Genomic DNA, 15,125 nt, shown 5'->3' on the forward strand with positions numbered 1-15,125 from the left:
CACAAATCCCGTCAAAACCCTCAGCTTCGAGAAGAGACGCAGATGACCGAGCAGGCCTCCGGGGCCCACCATCCGCAGCCGCGGGCCCGTAACTCCGGCGGATCGCACCAGCCCGCGACCGTCGAGCACGTCACGGGCGCGCAGTCCCTCATCCGTTCGCTGGAGGAGGTCGGGGCCGACACCGTGTTCGGCATCCCCGGCGGTGCGATCCTCCCGGCGTACGACCCGATGATGGACTCCTCGAAGGTCCGGCACGTGCTGGTGCGGCACGAGCAGGGTGCGGGACACGCCGCCACCGGATACGCCCAGGCCACCGGCAAGGTCGGGGTCTGCATGGCGACGTCCGGGCCGGGCGCCACCAACCTCGTCACCCCGATCGCCGACGCGCACATGGACTCCGTGCCGCTGGTCGCGATCACCGGTCAGGTCTCGTCCAAGTCGATCGGCACGGACGCCTTCCAGGAGGCGGACATCTGCGGCATCACCATGCCGATCACCAAGCACAACTGGCTGGTCACCGACCCGGCCGACATCCCCAAGACGATCGCCGAGGCGTTCCACGTCGCCTCCACGGGCCGCCCCGGCCCGGTCCTGGTCGACATCGCCAAGGACGCCCTCCAGGCGCAGACCACCTTCGTGTGGCCGCCGCAGACCGACCTGCCGGGCTATCGTCCCGTCACCAAGCCGCACGCCAAGCAGATCCGCGAGGCCGCCCGGCTGATCGCCGAGTCCAAGCGCCCGGTGCTCTACGTCGGCGGCGGCGTCCTGAAGGCCGGCGCCACCGCCGAGCTGAAGGTGCTCGCCGAGCTGACCGGCGCCCCGGTCACCACCACCCTGATGGCGCTGGGCGCCTTCCCCGACAGCCACCCACAGCACCTCGGCATGCCGGGCATGCACGGCTCGGTCACCGCGGTCGCCGCGCTCCAGAAGGCCGACCTGCTGATCACCCTCGGCGCCCGCTTCGACGACCGGGTCACCGGCAAGCTGGACTCCTTCGCCCCGTACGCCAAGGTCGTGCACGCGGACATCGACCCGGCGGAGATCGGCAAGAACCGCGCCGCGGACGTGCCGATCGTCGGGGACGCCCGCGAGGTCATCGCCGACCTGATCGTCGCGGTCCAGGCCGAGCACGAGGCCGGCCACAAGGGCGACTACAGCGCCTGGTGGAAGGACCTCAACCGCTGGCGCGAGACCTACCCGCTGGGCTACGACCTGCCGGACGACGGCAGCCTCTCCCCGCAGCAGGTCATCGAGCGGATCGGCAAGCTCGCCCCGGCCGACACGATCTTCGCCGCGGGCGTCGGCCAGCACCAGATGTGGGCCGCCCACTTCATCCACTACGAGCGGCCCGCCACCTGGCTGAACTCCGGCGGCGCCGGCACCATGGGCTACGCCGTGCCCGCCGCGATGGGCGCCAAGGCCGGCAAGCCGGACCGCACCGTCTGGGCGATCGACGGCGACGGCTGCTTCCAGATGACCAATCAGGAACTGGTCACCTGCGCGCTGAACAACATCCCGATCAAGGTCGCGATCATCAACAACGGCGCGCTGGGCATGGTCCGCCAGTGGCAGACCCTCTTCTACAACCAGCGCTACTCCAACACCGTGCTGCACAGCGGCCCCGAGGACATCAACCCGCAGGCCAAGGGCACCCGCGTGCCGGACTTCGTCAAGCTGGCCGAGGCGATGGGCTGCGCCGCACTGCGCTGCGAGGACCCGGCCGAGCTGGACAAGGTCATCGAAGAGGCCAACGCCATCAACGACCGCCCGGTGGTGGTCGACTTCATCGTCCACGAGGATGCCCAGGTGTGGCCGATGGTCGCCGCCGGCACCTCCAACGACGAGGTCATGGCTGCCCGGGGCGTGCGTCCCGACTTCGGCGACAACGAAGACGACTGACCCAGGACGTCACGGACGCACGGAAGAAGAGAGAAGACGACATGTCCAAGCACACGCTCTCCGTCCTGGTGGAGAACACCCCCGGCATCCTCGCCAGGATCGCCGCGCTGTTCTCCCGCCGCGGCTTCAACATCGACTCGCTGGCGGTGGGGGTCACCGAGCACCCCGACATCTCCCGCATCACCATCGTGGTCAGCGTCGAGAAGCTGCCGCTGGAGCAGGTCACCAAGCAGCTCAACAAGCTCGTCAACGTCCTGAAGATCGTCGAGCTGGAGCCGGGCTCGGCCATCCAGCGCGAACTGGTCCTGGTGAAGGTCCGCGCCGACAACGAGACCCGCTCCCAGATCGTCGAGATCGTCCAGCTCTTCCGCGCCAAGACCGTGGACGTCTCGCCGGACGCCGTGACGATCGAGGCCACCGGGTCCAGCGACAAGCTGGAGGCGATGCTCCGGATGCTGGAGCCCTTCGGCATCAAGGAACTGGTGCAGTCCGGCACCATCGCGATAGGCCGTGGCGCCCGGTCCATCACCGACCGCTCGCTGCGAGCGCTGGACCGTACGGCCTGATTCCGGCGGTCCGTTCGGACCGTATGCCGAGACCCCCCGACTTTTCCCACCTCGCCCGACGTACTGTGTGGGCACCCCGCTAGATCCAAGGAGAAAACCGAAGTGGCTGCCGAGCTGTTCTACGACGACGACGCCGACCTGTCCATCATTCAGAACCGCAAGGTCGCGGTCATCGGTTACGGGAGCCAGGGGCACGCCCACGCGCTGTCCCTGCGCGACTCGGGCGTCGACGTGCGCGTCGGTCTGCACGAGGGCTCCAAGTCGAAGGCCAAGGCCGAGGAGCAGGGCCTGCGCGTGGTGACGCCGGCCGAGGCGGCGGCCGAGGCGGACGTCATCATGATCCTGGTGCCGGACCCGATCCAGGCCAAGGTCTACGAGGAGTCCATCAAGGAGCACCTCAAGGACGGCGACGCGCTGTTCTTCGGGCACGGCCTGAACATCCGCTACGGCTTCATCAAGGCCCCGGCCGGCGTGGACGTCTGCATGGTCGCCCCCAAGGGTCCCGGCCACCTGGTCCGCCGCCAGTACGAGGAGGGCCGCGGCGTGCCGTGCATCGCGGCCGTCGAGCAGGACGCCTCCGGCAAGGCGTTCGACCTGGCGCTCTCCTACGCCAAGGGCATCGGCGGCACCCGCGCCGGGGTCATCAAGACCACCTTCACCGAGGAGACCGAGACCGACCTGTTCGGTGAGCAGGCGGTGCTCTGCGGCGGCGCCTCGGCGCTGGTCAAGGCGGGTTTCGAGACCCTGGTCGAGGCGGGCTACCAGCCTGAGATCGCCTACTTCGAGTGCCTCCACGAGCTGAAGCTGATCGTGGACCTCATGTACGAGGGCGGCCTGGAGAAGATGCGCTGGTCGGTCTCCGAGACCGCCGAGTGGGGCGACTACGTCACCGGCCCGCGGATCATCACCGACGCCACCAAGGCCGAGATGAAGAAGGTGCTCGCCGAGATCCAGGACGGCACCTTTGCCAAGAACTGGATGGCGGAGTACAACGCCGGCCTGCCGAAGTACAACGAGTACAAGAAGGCCGACGAGAACCACCTGCTGGAGACCACCGGCAAGAAGCTGCGCAAGCTGATGAGCTGGGTGGACGACGAGGCGTAAGCCGGGGGACAAGGGGGTCGCGACACTGTTCGCGGCCCCCTCGTCCATATGTCGCCGCACCACCTTGTCCACCGCGTAGAACCACGCATGAGTGATCCTTACGCTTCGGCACAGACCGTGCCGTGCCCCGCCACTACACTGCTCGTCACAAGCGCGTCAGGCTCACAGCGTCGTGCGTCTTCCACGCGGCATTCCCCCCTACCGCCTTCGGCCGTCGGGACGGCCGTCGTCCCCCACTGCCCCAGGGCATGGGCGGTACCTCCAGCGGACCAGATGAGGACTGAAGACCACGTGAGCACTGCCAACCCGGGTAAACCCGTTGTACTGATCGCCGAGGAGCTCTCGCCGGCCACCGTCGACGCCCTCGGCCCGGATTTCGAGATCCGGCACTGCAACGGCGCTGACCGCGCCGAACTGCTTCCCGCCATCGTCGACGTCGATGCCATCCTCGTGCGCAGCGCGACGAAGGTCGACGGCGAGGCGATCGCCGCCGCCAAGAAGCTGAAGGTCATCGCCCGGGCCGGCGTGGGCCTGGACAACGTCGACGTCTCCGCCGCCACCAAGGCCGGCGTGATGGTCGTGAACGCCCCGACCTCCAACATCGTCACCGCCGCCGAGCTGGCCTGCGGTCTGCTGGTCGCCACCGCCCGCAACATCCCGCAGGCGAACACCGCGCTGAAGAACGGCGAGTGGAAGCGCAGCAAGTACACCGGCGTCGAGCTCAGCGAGAAGACCCTCGGCGTGGTCGGCCTCGGCCGGATCGGCGTGCTGGTCGCCCAGCGGATGTCCGCGTTCGGCATGAAGGTCGTGGCCTACGACCCCTACGTCCAGCCGGCCCGCGCCGCGCAGATGGGCGTCAAGCTGCTGACCCTGGACGAGCTGCTGGAGGTCTCGGACTTCATCACCGTCCACCTCCCCAAGACCCCCGAGACCATCGGTCTGATCGGCGACGAGGCGCTGCACAAGGTCAAGCCGAGCGTCCGGATCGTCAACGCCGCCCGTGGCGGGATCGTCGACGAGGAGGCGCTGGCCGGCGCGCTCAAGGAGGGCCGGGTGGCCGGCGCGGGCCTCGACGTGTACGCCGTCGAGCCCTGCACCGACTCGCCGCTGTTCGCGTTCGACCAGGTCGTGTGCACCCCGCACCTGGGCGCCTCGACGGGCGAGGCGCAGGAGAAGGCCGGTATCGCGGTCGCCAAGTCGGTGCGGCTGGCGCTCGCCGGCGAGCTGGTCCCGGACGCGGTCAACGTCCAGGGCGGCGTGATCGCCGAGGACGTCAAGCCCGGGCTGCCGCTGGCCGAGCGGCTGGGGCGGATCTTCACCGCGCTGGCCGGCGAGGTCGCCATGCGCCTCGACGTCGAGGTGTACGGCGAGATCACCCAGCACGATGTGAAGGTGCTCGAACTCTCCGCGCTCAAGGGCGTGTTCGAGGATGTCGTCGCGGAGACGGTGTCCTACGTCAACGCCCCGCTCTTCGCGCAGGAGCGCGGCGTCGAGGTGCGGCTGACCACCAGCAGCGAGTCGCCCGAGCACCGCAACGTGGTCACCGTGCGCGGCACCCTCGCGAGCGGCGAGGAGGTGTCGATCTCCGGCACGCTCGCCGGCCACAAGAACGTCCAGAAGGTCGTCGCGGTCGGTGACCACTCCATCGACCTGGCGCTCGCCGACCACATGGCGTTCCTGCGCTACACCGACCGCCCCGGCGTCGTCGGCACCGTCGGCCGGATCCTGGGCGAGGCGGGCATCAACATCGGCGGCATGCAGGTCGCCCGGGCCGACGTCGGCGGTGAGGCGCTGGTCGTGCTGACGGTCGACGACACCATCCCGGCGAACGTGCTGTCGGAGATCTCCGAGGAGATCGGCGCGACCTCGGTGCGCGCGGTGAACCTCACCCACTGAGCCTCCCGCTCTCGTGGTTCCACGGGCCCGGTCCCCGCTTTTGCGGGGGCCGGGCCCGCGGCCGTCCGGGCGGGGTACGGGGCGCGTGCAGGGGGCGGCACGGGTGTCCGCGCGGGCCGACGACGCATACGGCGATTCACTCGAATGGGTTAGGGGTGGCCCGCCGGGGCCCGGTGCCGGCGGGTCCGCCGAGTCGCTGGGGCGGCGTGACCGGCGCGCAATGGGAACTGTGCGCGCGGGCAGCCGGTGCGCACGGAAGGAGGCGGGACGCCATGAACGCACCCGTGGGGGACACCCCGCAGAGCCTGACCGGACTGCACGTGGTGGACGCGGAGGGCGCCAAGCTCGGCCTCGTCCAGCAGGTGTACCGGGACGACGCGACCGACGAGCCCGAGTGGATCACCGTGCGGACCGGGTTGTTCGGGCTGAAGGAGACCTTCGTGCCGCTGGCCGGGGCCCGGCGGGTCGGCGACGAACTGCACCTGCCGCACACCAAGCACACGATCAAGGAGACGCCGCGGATCGACGCCCACGGCCATCTCGACCCGTCCGAGGAGGACCGGCTCTACCGCCACTACGGGCTGATCGGCCCGGGGCCGAGCCGGGACACCGGGACGCCGGGCACGCCGGGCTCGTCGGGGACCGGTGGCACGGGCGGTGCCGCCGGTGCGGAGGGCGGCCCCGAGGGGTAGACCGGTCGGTTCGCCGGGGCCGTTGGGGCCGCCCGTACCGGCCGGGGTCGAGGTGCTCGGACTGCTGCCGCGCGACGAGGGACTGCGCGAGGCGATCGGCGAGGTGCTGCCGGAGGGCAGCGAGGGGCTGGTCGCGATCTTCGAGGGGGTGTCGGACACCGAGGTCGACGCCACGGCCGCCCGGATCGTCGGCCCCTTCTACCAGGCGCTGCCCACCGGCCTGATGGTGCAGTCGCTGGTCCGGCCGGACGCGATGCCCACCGGCGCCGACCTGGCGGAGGCGGTGCGCCGGGTGACGCAGGGCGAGGTGCTCGGTCCGGACGGGCGAGAGCGCGGGGCGGCGCGGGCCGAGGACGGGGCGTAGCCCGGGCCCGCGCCGGCCGGCTCACTTTCCGGGGCGGGTCAGCAGCAGCTCGGTGTTGTGGTCGGCGGGGGTGCCGATCTTGGCGTCCGGCGTGGCATACGGGTCGTTGTACGACAGCTCGCGGTAGAGGGCGGCGAGCCCGGCGTCGGAGGTGTCGGTGACGTCGGCGACGTACGGCGCGGCGGACTCGATCAGGGTGGTGAACAGGGACAGCGTGCCGTCGCCGTTGTCGGCCAGCTCGATGATCCGGGCGTGCTGCGGGAAGTCGACGTGGGAGGCGGTGTTGATCTCCCAGAAGGCGCGTTCGGGCACCGCGTGGCCGTGCGGGGTGATGCGGTTCTCGTGGGTGTGGCCGTTCACCCAGGCGACCACGTTCGGGTAGCGCTGGAGCAGGTCGACCAGGGCCTTGCCGTCGTGCCGGGCCTCGAAGGGCCGGTAGGGGTCGGGCAGCAGGTTGCCCATGCTGGCGCTGGTGTGGTGGCTGAACAGGACGATCAGGCAGTCGCCGCCGCTGCCGCGCACCGTGCGGCCGTCGGTGTCGTACCAGCGGCTGCTGTGCGACTGCAGGACCGATTCCAGCCAGTGCAGCTGGGCCGTGCCCAGCGAACCGTCCGCCCAGCCCGCGCGGTTGGTGGTGTCCAGGCTGACACCCAGGACGCCCTCGGCGAGCGGGAAGGTGTAGTACAACCGGCCGCTCTCCGCCGCGTCGGAGGTGAAGCCGTGGCCGACCGGGCCCGCGCCGGTGTACGCCGGGTCCAGATGGGCCTTGGCGAACTCGGTCGGGGTGAACGGGTGGCGCCGCTCGTCAGGGGTGATCTTGCGGATCGTGCCGCCGCCGGACAGCAGCGAACCGAGCAGCGTCGCGGCCTGCGCCGGGTCGTGCTTGAGGGCGTCCGAGAGCCGGGCCGCGGTGGCGTCGTCGCACCCCTCCAGCTTCCGGTCGCCGGTGTACAGCGAGCCCAGCAGGCCGAGGTCGGGCAGGGTGCCCTCGATGCTGTCGTCGTGGTTGCCGACCGTGGTGTACCAGGGGACGGACAGGCCGGGCGCGCTGAACGGGCGGGCCGCACCGGACAGGAAGCCCGGTATCCGCGGCAGCCCCTTGGCCTTGTAGGCGTCCTGGAGCGTGGACTCGGGGTTCCAGTACGCCGCGTTGCCGGAGTTCTGCACGCCTTCGTAGCGCCGCGGGTCGCCGCTGCTGGGGGTGATCCGGCCGCCGCTCATCACCGTCAGATACCAGTCGAGCTCGATCCGCTCGTGGTTGTCGGTGTTGTCGCCGGTGGCCATCACCGAGCCGAACGGCATCCCGGTGTACGGGCCTTGGCGCACCGCGTTGACCCGCTCGACCAGCGAGGAGGCGCCGCGCACGGTCAGCGCCTCCTGCGGGCGGTGCGCGCTGTCGTTGAACCGGGCCAGATACTCGAACCGGACCGGCGACTCGACGTCCGCCAGGTGCAGGTCGGTGAACTGCACGAAGGAGGCGAGCCCGGTCCGGCGGTCGTCCCGCCCCGCGCCCGCGCCGGCCAGGTCGCCGCGCACCACCAGCGGCCAGCCCGGACCGGCCACCAGCCTCTTGTACGCCCCGGTGCCGACCGGGCGGGCGGCCTGCTCCAGCGTGGTGCCCCGGGTCCGCACGGCACGCGCCGCGGTGACCGCCAGCGCCCGGTCGTACGAGGCCGCCGACCACAGCGCGGCACCCGCCGCCACGGCGGACATTCTCGACACGAACTGTCGGCGGTTCATCCCGTGCATCAAATCCCCCTGGGGCAGCGGTACATGGCGGCAGGCAGGGGTGTCCCGAGAACCCGTCCGGCAGTCGGGCACCCTCGGACGGCGCACACGCTACTTGTCGGTAGTGGTCGTTAACAGGCCCTGTGCACAACGGGTTCATGGACAACAGGTGGCGTCCCGGTGCACTCCGGGGCATCCTGCGGCGCTTTCGTGGAGGCGCCGCCAACGCTCAACCCCCGGCGCCGAGTTCGCCGTCCTTCCCGCCCCTGCCCCTGCCCCGCCCCTCGCCTGGCCGGTCGTACCCGTCCTAGAGCCGCGCCGCCTTCAGTGCCATGTGGAGCAGCAGCCGGTCCGCGCCCTCGTCCAGGTCGAGGCCGGTCAGCTTCTCGACCCGGGCCAGGCGGTAGTAGAGCGTCTGGCGGTGGATGCCCAGCTGCTGGGCGGTGCGGCCGGCCTGGCCCGCGCAGTCCAGGAACGCCTCCGCGGTACGGGCGAGTTCGGCGTGCGCGGGGGCCAGCAGCGGGCCGACGGACGGGTCGGGCGCGGCGGCCGGGAGGGCGGTCAGCAGGCGGTAGGCACCGAGTCCGTCCCATTCGGCGACCGGGCCCAGCCGGGGTTCGGCGCGGGCCGCGCGGGCCGCGTCCAGGGCCTGCTGCCAGCTCGCCGGCAGCTCGGCCAGCTCCCGGGTGGCGAGGCCGATCCCGGCGGCGCCCCGGGTGGGGCGGGTCCCGGCCGGGCCGCCGGCCGCCGGGCCGGCCGCCCGCGGGGAGCGCAGCAGATGGTCGGCGGCCGTGTGGGCCGCGGCCGGCGAGCCGGTCTGGCGCAGCCGGACGAGCCCGGCCAGCGCGGACTCGGTGGCGCCGGGGCCCGGCCGGTCCGGGCGGCCGGCGTCCCCCGCGGGCAGCGGGCAGGCGGCCAGCAGCCCGGGCAGGCTCGGCAGCGGAGCGGTGTCGGTGGCGGCGGTGTCCCAGGGGAGGACCGCCACCAGGGTGAGCGGGGTGCCGGGGGTGAAGCGCAGGGTGTCCCGGAGGGCGTCCCGCAGCGCGGCCGCCGCGGCGGCCCGGCCGGCGGCCCGGGAGGTCAGCAACTCCCGCAGCACCTGGGCGAGTTCGGAGCCGGCCCGGGACTCGTCGGCCAGCAGGGCGCCGATCCGTGCGGCGGTCTCCATCGCCTGGGCCATCCGGGGGTCGGGCGGGGTGCCGGCGCCGCCCAGTGCCAGGTCGGTCAGGTGGCCGTCGTCCAGCAGCCAGACGTAGCCGTGCACCACTCCCCGGTGCCGTACGGGCAGACAGATTCGGCCTTTGAACACCCCCGCCGCCGGGTCCGGGGGAATCCGCAGCGGGGACGTGGCGCGGGCGATCCCGAACGCCTCGAACCACGCCCGCACCGCGGCCGAGGACCGCCGCTGGAGGATCGAGCGGGTCCGTACCGGGTCCATGACCTCGTCGTCCTCGCCCTCGTGCGCGCCGAACGCGATCAGCCCGAAGTCCCGGTCCTCCAGCGTCGCCGGCGCCCCGAGCGCCGCCGAGATCTCGTCCACCAACTGCTGGTAGTCACCGCGCACCGCCGCCCGACCCCTCTCCCGTCACTGCCGTCACCTGCCTCCCATTCTCATACATCTGTCTGAGATGCCGGCCACGAAGGCGTGACAGCTGTCGATGGCCGGAAAGTGGCGAGATCCTTAAATTTCAGGTGGCTCATCTTGCCGCCGCGACCGCCCGATCGGCGCCCGCCGGCATTTGTCATCCTGAATCGTGGAGGTGCCCCATGCTGGGTCCCGTGCTCCTCGCCGCCGCGCGCAGCGACAGCATCCGCCGCGTCGTCGCGGCCGCTCCGGTCACCCGACCGGTGGTCGACCGGTTCGTCGCCGGCGAGCGCCTGGACGAGTCGATGACGGCAGTACGGAATCTGGCCGCCCGCGGCATGGAGGTCACCCTCGACCACCTCGGCGAGGACATCACCGACCCGGCCGAGGCACTGCGCAACCGCGACGCCTACCTCCAGCTGGCCGCGGCGCTCAAGGAACTGGGACTAGGTACCAGGGCCGAGATGTCGGTCAAGCTCTCCGCCTTCGGGCAGGCGCTGCCCGGCGGGCACGACCTCGCGCTGCGCAACGTCACCCCCGTGGTCGAGGCCGCCGCCGAAGCCGGCACGACCGTGACGCTGGACATGGAGGACCACACCACCGTCGACTCCACCCTCGCGATCCTCGGCACGCTGCGCGAGCGCTTCCCCCAGACGGGCGCAGTGCTCCAGTCGTATCTCTTCCGCACCGAGGACGACTGCCGGGACCTGGCCGGGGAAGGCTCCCGGGTGCGGCTGGTCAAGGGCGCCTACAAGGAGCCCGCGACGGTCGCGTTCCAGGACAAGCGGGAAGTCGACCGGGCCTACGTGCGCTGCCTGAAGATCCTGATGGCCGGGCAGGGCTACCCGATGATCGGGTCCCACGACCCGCGGATGGTCGCCATCGCCCAGGAGCTGGCGCACCGCAACGGCCGCAAGCCCGCGGACTACGAGTTCCAGATGCTGTTCGGCATCCGCGAGGCGGAACAGCAGCGGCTGGTGGAGGAGGGCCATCGGATGCGGGTCTACATCCCCTACGGGACGGACTGGTACGGCTACTTCATGCGCCGCCTCGCCGAGCGCCCGGCCAACCTCGCGTTCTTCCTGAGGTCGCTCGCCACCCGCGGCTGACGGAACCGGGAGCGTCCGCGGCGGAAGCCCGCCGCGGGCACCCCGCTGACCGGCTCATTTGGGACGGGGTTTACCGTCTCTTTTGATGCCGTATGGGTAGATCCTGGACAGGAGGATCCTCCCTGGACGGCGCCACCGGTAGCCGGCCACCCGCCGTGGCAGCGGCCTCGGCATGACCGACGTACACCGACGTACGACAACACACCGACATACGACAACGCAGTGATCGCCTACCGACGATCACGAGCGTGACGATCGCAAGCGTAAGGAGACACGGCCACCATGGACGCTGTGACCCAGGTCCCCGTGCCGGTGAACGAGCCGGTGCACAGCTACGCCCCGGGCAGCCCGGAGCGATTCCGTCTGGAGGCCAAGCTCAAGGAGCTGGCCGGCAACCCCATCGAGCTGCCCATGACCATCGGCGGCAAGCAGCGGATGGGCGGCGGCGAGCGCTTCGACGTCGTACAGCCGCACCACCACTCCGCCCGCCTGGGCACCTACGCCAACGCCACCGTCCAGGACGCCCAGGACGCGGTCGACGCCGCGCTGGCCGCCGCTCCCGCCTGGCGCGCGATGTCCTTCGACGACCGCGCCGCGATCATCCTCAAGGCCGCCGACCTGCTGGCCGGCCCCTGGCGCGAGACGATGGCCGCCGCCACCATGCTCGGCCAGTCCAAGACCGCCCAGCAGGCCGAGATCGACACCCCCTGCGAACTGGTCGACTTCTGGCGCTTCAACGTCCACTTCGCGCGCCAGATCCTGGCCGAGCAGCCCCCGGTGAACGCCCCCGGCGTGTGGAACCGCTCGGACCACCGCCCCCTGGAGGGCTTCGTCTACGCGATCACGCCCTTCAACTTCACCGCGATCGCCGGCAACCTCCCCACCGCCCCCGCCCTCATGGGCAACGTGGTGGTCTGGAAGCCGTCCCCGACGCAGACCCTCGCCGCGGTGCTGCTGATGCGCCTGCTGGAGGAGGCCGGCCTGCCGGCCGGTGTCATCAACCTCGTCACCGGCGACGGCAAGGACGTCTCCGAGGTGGCCCTGACCCACCCCGACCTGGCCGGCATCCACTTCACCGGCTCGACCCGGACCTTCCAGTACCTCTGGAAGACCGTCGGCACCAACATCGAGAAGTACCGGACCTACCCGCGGCTGGTCGGCGAGACCGGCGGCAAGGACTTCATCGTCGCCCACCCGTCGGCGGACCGGGCGGTGCTGAAGACCGCCATGACCCGCGGCGCCTTCGAGTTCCAGGGCCAGAAGTGCTCCGCGGCCTCCCGCGCCTACGTCCCGGCGTCGCTGTGGAACGCCGGCTTCAAGGAGGAGTTCGCCGCCGAGGTCGACGCCCTGACCATGGGCGACGTCACCGATCTGGCGCACTTCATGGGTGCCGTCATCGACGAGCGCTCGTTCGCCAAGAACAAGGCGGCGATCGACCGCGCCAAGGCCGACCCGACCGTCGAGGTCGTGGCCGGCGGCACCTACGACGACAGCGTCGGCTACTTCGTCCGCCCGACGGTCCTGGTCTCCACCGACCCGGAGAACGAGATCTTCAAGGACGAGTACTTCGGCCCGATCCTCGGCGTCTACGTCTACGACGACACGGTCGAGGGCGGCTACGAGGCCATGCTCGACCAGATGGAGTCCGCCTCGGCCTACGGCCTGACCGGCGCCGTCATCGCCCAGGACCGCGCCGCGGCCGCCACCACGTGCGAGAAGCTGCGCTTCGCGGCCGGCAACTTCTACATCAACGACAAGCCCACCGGCGCTGTGGTCGGCCAGCAGCCGTTCGGCGGCGGGCGCGCCTCCGGCACCAACGACAAGGCCGGCGCCAAGCAGAACCTGATGCGCTGGACCTCCACCCGCTCCATCAAGGAGACCCTGGTCCCGCCGACCGACTACCGCTACCCGCACATGGGCTGACGCCCCCTCGCACACCCGCGGCCCGGTACCCCTTGGGGGTGCCGGGCCGCGGCCGTCGTGGCACCGTCGAACCAGCCCAGGAAGCGCCCCGGACCGCGCCCGGACCGCCCCGCGCGTGATCGCCGTCTCAAATAGTAGGAAGCCCAAGTAATTGTGCAGACATCACGGCCCGGCTGTCCTAGCTTTGTAGGAGCCGAACGTATCGCTGCATCCAGCGAATGCGGATGCGGCCCGACGCGCCCGCGCAGGTGACCCCTGCGGCGCTTCAGGCCCCCGCCCCTCCGGCCGTTCTCGCACCACCGACCCCTCATCTTCGACACACCCCGCTTTCCGTTCTCGGGGCTTTGGCATGGGAGACGCGCATCATGGCCGACACCACCGTCCGCAGGACCCGTCACTCCTCCCGTCAGACCAACGACGCCGACCGCCGCAACGCCGCGGCCGCCCTCCAGCGCGCACTCGACCGCCGCGACAACGGCGGCGCCAGCGGTCACTGAGCCCGCTTGACCCGCACATGCGCCGAGGGCGCCCGGGACATGGTCCCGAGCGCCCCCGGCGCGGTGGTACGGGTCAGCCGCGGCGGCGGGAGCGGGTGACCTCGAAGTGGTCGACGCGCTCCCCGGACTCCGCGAGGGCGGTGACCTTCATCCGCGGACGGCTGCCCGGGGTGACCTCGACGGCGATGAACGAATAGCCCGTGTAGCGGACCCGGGACCACTCGACGGTCTCCTTGGCCTTCGCCTGGCCCTTGGTCCAGTGGTAGGTGTCCACATGGTCCAGGTCCTTCACATGACCCTCGTAGCTGTCCGGCACGGGGAAGTCGTAGAGGGACTTCCCGGCGCCGCCGGCCGTCACATAGACGATGCCCTCGTGCGCGGCGTCCACGGTCTCGCCGATCGGCACCTTCTTCGACACCCGGCCGCCCTTGATGGCGTCGGTGCGCTCGTAGACGTGGTTGTGCCCGTTGACCACCAGGTCCACCTGGTGCTTCTCGAACAGCGGCAGCCAGGCGTCGCGGACCCCGCCCTCCGAGGCGTGCGAGTTGGTGGTGGAGAACGCGCAGTGGTGGAAGAAGACGACGAGGAAGTCGATGCCCGCGGTGGCCCGCAGCTCACCCAGTCGGCGGTCCAGCCAGCGGGTCTGCCGGCCCTGCGTGTAGCCCGCGTTGGCCGGGATCTCGTAGGAGACGTCGTTGGCGTCCAGGGCGACGACGGCGACGTTGCCGTAGGTGAAGGAGTAGACGCCGGGGGCCCGCTCCGGGTCCGGGCCGTTGGCCGGCAGCGACCAGCGGGCGGACTGGCCGCCGTAGCCGTTGGGGGAGTACCACGCCTCCATGTCGTGGTTGCCGGTGGTCACCATCCACGGCACCGACTTCGCCACCGTCTCGGTCTGGGCGAGGAACTGGTCCCAGGCCCGGGCGTCGTAGGTGTCGTGCTCGGAGCCCTGGCCGTCCGGGTCGGCGTAGCAGATGTCGCCCGCGTGCAGGTGGAAGGACGGGTTCTGGCCCAGGATCAACTGGTCGTTGGCGAGCGCGTGGTAGCTGACGCCCTGGTCGCCGAAGGCGGTGAAGACGAAGCTCTCGGCGCGCGCCGGAGCGGTGCGGAAGGTGCCGACGGTGGAGAAGTGACGCGGGTCGGCCGGGTCGAAGCCGTCGTGGCCGACGCCGTAGTAGTACGTGGTCCCCGGCCGCAGGCCGTCGAGGGCCGCGTGCAGGTAGTACTGGTCGACCGCCGGGAGCTTGGCGGTCAGCGCCGGGGTGTGCAGGTGGCGCACCTCGGCCGGGACCTTGCGACCCAGGTCCCACGGCTTCAGGCCGACCCGCAGATAGGGCCGCTTGACCGCGAAGGGCACCTGCCAGCCGACCCGCATCTGGGTCCGCGGGTCGGCGCCGAAGGCGAGGTGCCGGCCGAACGGGGCCACCAGGTGGCCGTCGACGGCAGTGGTGGCGGGGGCGGACAGCAGCGTCGGCCCGGCGGCCTGCGCGGCCGGGGCGGCCAACAGGCCGGCGCCGGCGACCATACCGGCGGTGACCGCGGAGCTGCGCAGCAGCCCCCGGCGGGTCAGCTTGGTGCGGAGGTACTCGTGCTGCTCGGGCATGGTCATCCGGGCCGCGAGCTGCTCCGGTATGCCGACGCGGGGCGTGTGCGAGGGCAGGGGGCGCTCCCGCCGGGGGTATGCAGTCATGTGGCCGAATCTGGCAGTTCGCGCCTACGGGCTCGGGGCGCCGGGGTGAACGGGGGATGGCCGGCGGTCGAGCGC

At 71.3% G+C, this 15,125-nt stretch carries 12 protein-coding genes; 9 read left to right on the top strand and 3 right to left on the bottom strand.

Annotated features, from left to right (window positions below):
• Positions 1-42: 42 nt before the first annotated feature.
• From JNO44_RS29465 to JNO44_RS29490, 6 genes are all read left to right on the top strand, one after another.
• Positions 43-1,899, top strand: a complete 1,857-nt coding sequence (locus tag JNO44_RS29465; protein WP_073443318.1) for an acetolactate synthase large subunit — start codon at positions 43-45, stop codon at positions 1,897-1,899.
• 41 nt (positions 1,900-1,940) lie between these two features.
• A complete protein-coding gene (ilvN, locus tag JNO44_RS29470) occupies positions 1,941-2,465 on the top strand; it encodes an acetolactate synthase small subunit (protein ID WP_039632533.1) in 525 nt (174 codons plus the stop codon).
• Positions 2,466-2,567: 102 nt separating this feature from the next.
• On the top strand, positions 2,568-3,569 hold the full coding sequence (gene ilvC, locus JNO44_RS29475) for a ketol-acid reductoisomerase (RefSeq protein WP_205366784.1): 1,002 nt from the start codon (positions 2,568-2,570) through the stop codon (positions 3,567-3,569).
• Between the two features lie 273 nt (positions 3,570-3,842).
• Complete coding sequence (serA, locus tag JNO44_RS29480) at positions 3,843-5,465, top strand: phosphoglycerate dehydrogenase (RefSeq protein WP_052286733.1); 1,623 nt, start codon at positions 3,843-3,845, stop codon at positions 5,463-5,465.
• 272 nt (positions 5,466-5,737) lie between these two features.
• Positions 5,738-6,157: a PRC-barrel domain-containing protein gene (locus JNO44_RS29485; protein WP_235094462.1), complete on the top strand. Its 420-nt coding sequence runs from the start codon at positions 5,738-5,740 to the stop codon at positions 6,155-6,157.
• Positions 6,158-6,179: 22 nt separating this feature from the next.
• Complete coding sequence (locus tag JNO44_RS29490; RefSeq protein ID WP_240167705.1) at positions 6,180-6,521, top strand: hypothetical protein; 342 nt, start codon at positions 6,180-6,182, stop codon at positions 6,519-6,521.
• Between the two features lie 21 nt (positions 6,522-6,542).
• On the opposite strand, the gene JNO44_RS29495 is transcribed toward JNO44_RS29490, so the two are convergent.
• Positions 6,543-8,270, bottom strand: coding sequence for a TIGR03767 family metallophosphoesterase (locus tag JNO44_RS29495; RefSeq protein WP_205366785.1), 1,728 nt, complete (start codon positions 8,268-8,270; stop codon positions 6,543-6,545).
• 286 nt (positions 8,271-8,556) lie between these two features.
• Positions 8,557-9,813 carry a PucR family transcriptional regulator gene (locus JNO44_RS29500; RefSeq protein ID WP_205366786.1) on the bottom strand — a complete coding sequence of 419 codons (1,257 nt, stop codon included), beginning with the start codon at positions 9,811-9,813 and terminating at the stop codon, positions 8,557-8,559.
• A 203-nt stretch (positions 9,814-10,016) separates the two neighbouring features.
• Here JNO44_RS29500 and JNO44_RS29505 point away from each other — a divergent pair, with 203 nt between their 5' ends.
• The 3 genes from JNO44_RS29505 to JNO44_RS44550 all read left to right on the top strand — a co-directional run bounded on the left by JNO44_RS29505 (position 10,017) and on the right by JNO44_RS44550 (position 13,363).
• The gene (locus JNO44_RS29505) at positions 10,017-10,943 is read left to right on the top strand and encodes a proline dehydrogenase family protein (protein ID WP_205366787.1); all 927 of its coding nucleotides are present in this window, start codon (positions 10,017-10,019) and stop codon (positions 10,941-10,943) included.
• 282 nt (positions 10,944-11,225) lie between these two features.
• Positions 11,226-12,866 (top strand): L-glutamate gamma-semialdehyde dehydrogenase, encoded by a 1,641-nt coding sequence (gene pruA, locus JNO44_RS29510; RefSeq protein ID WP_073447644.1) that lies wholly within the window; start codon positions 11,226-11,228, stop codon positions 12,864-12,866.
• Positions 12,867-13,231: 365 nt separating this feature from the next.
• A complete protein-coding gene (locus tag JNO44_RS44550) occupies positions 13,232-13,363 on the top strand; it encodes a hypothetical protein (protein WP_099055687.1) in 132 nt (43 codons plus the stop codon).
• Positions 13,364-13,436: 73 nt separating this feature from the next.
• Here JNO44_RS44550 and JNO44_RS29515 read toward each other — a convergent pair whose 3' ends face one another.
• Positions 13,437-15,050 (bottom strand): purple acid phosphatase family protein, encoded by a 1,614-nt coding sequence (locus tag JNO44_RS29515; protein WP_205366788.1) that lies wholly within the window; start codon positions 15,048-15,050, stop codon positions 13,437-13,439.
• Positions 15,051-15,125: the final 75 nt, after the last annotated feature.

Source organism: Streptomyces noursei (assembly GCF_016917755.1).
Classification (GTDB): domain Bacteria; phylum Actinomycetota; class Actinomycetes; order Streptomycetales; family Streptomycetaceae; genus Streptomyces; species Streptomyces yunnanensis.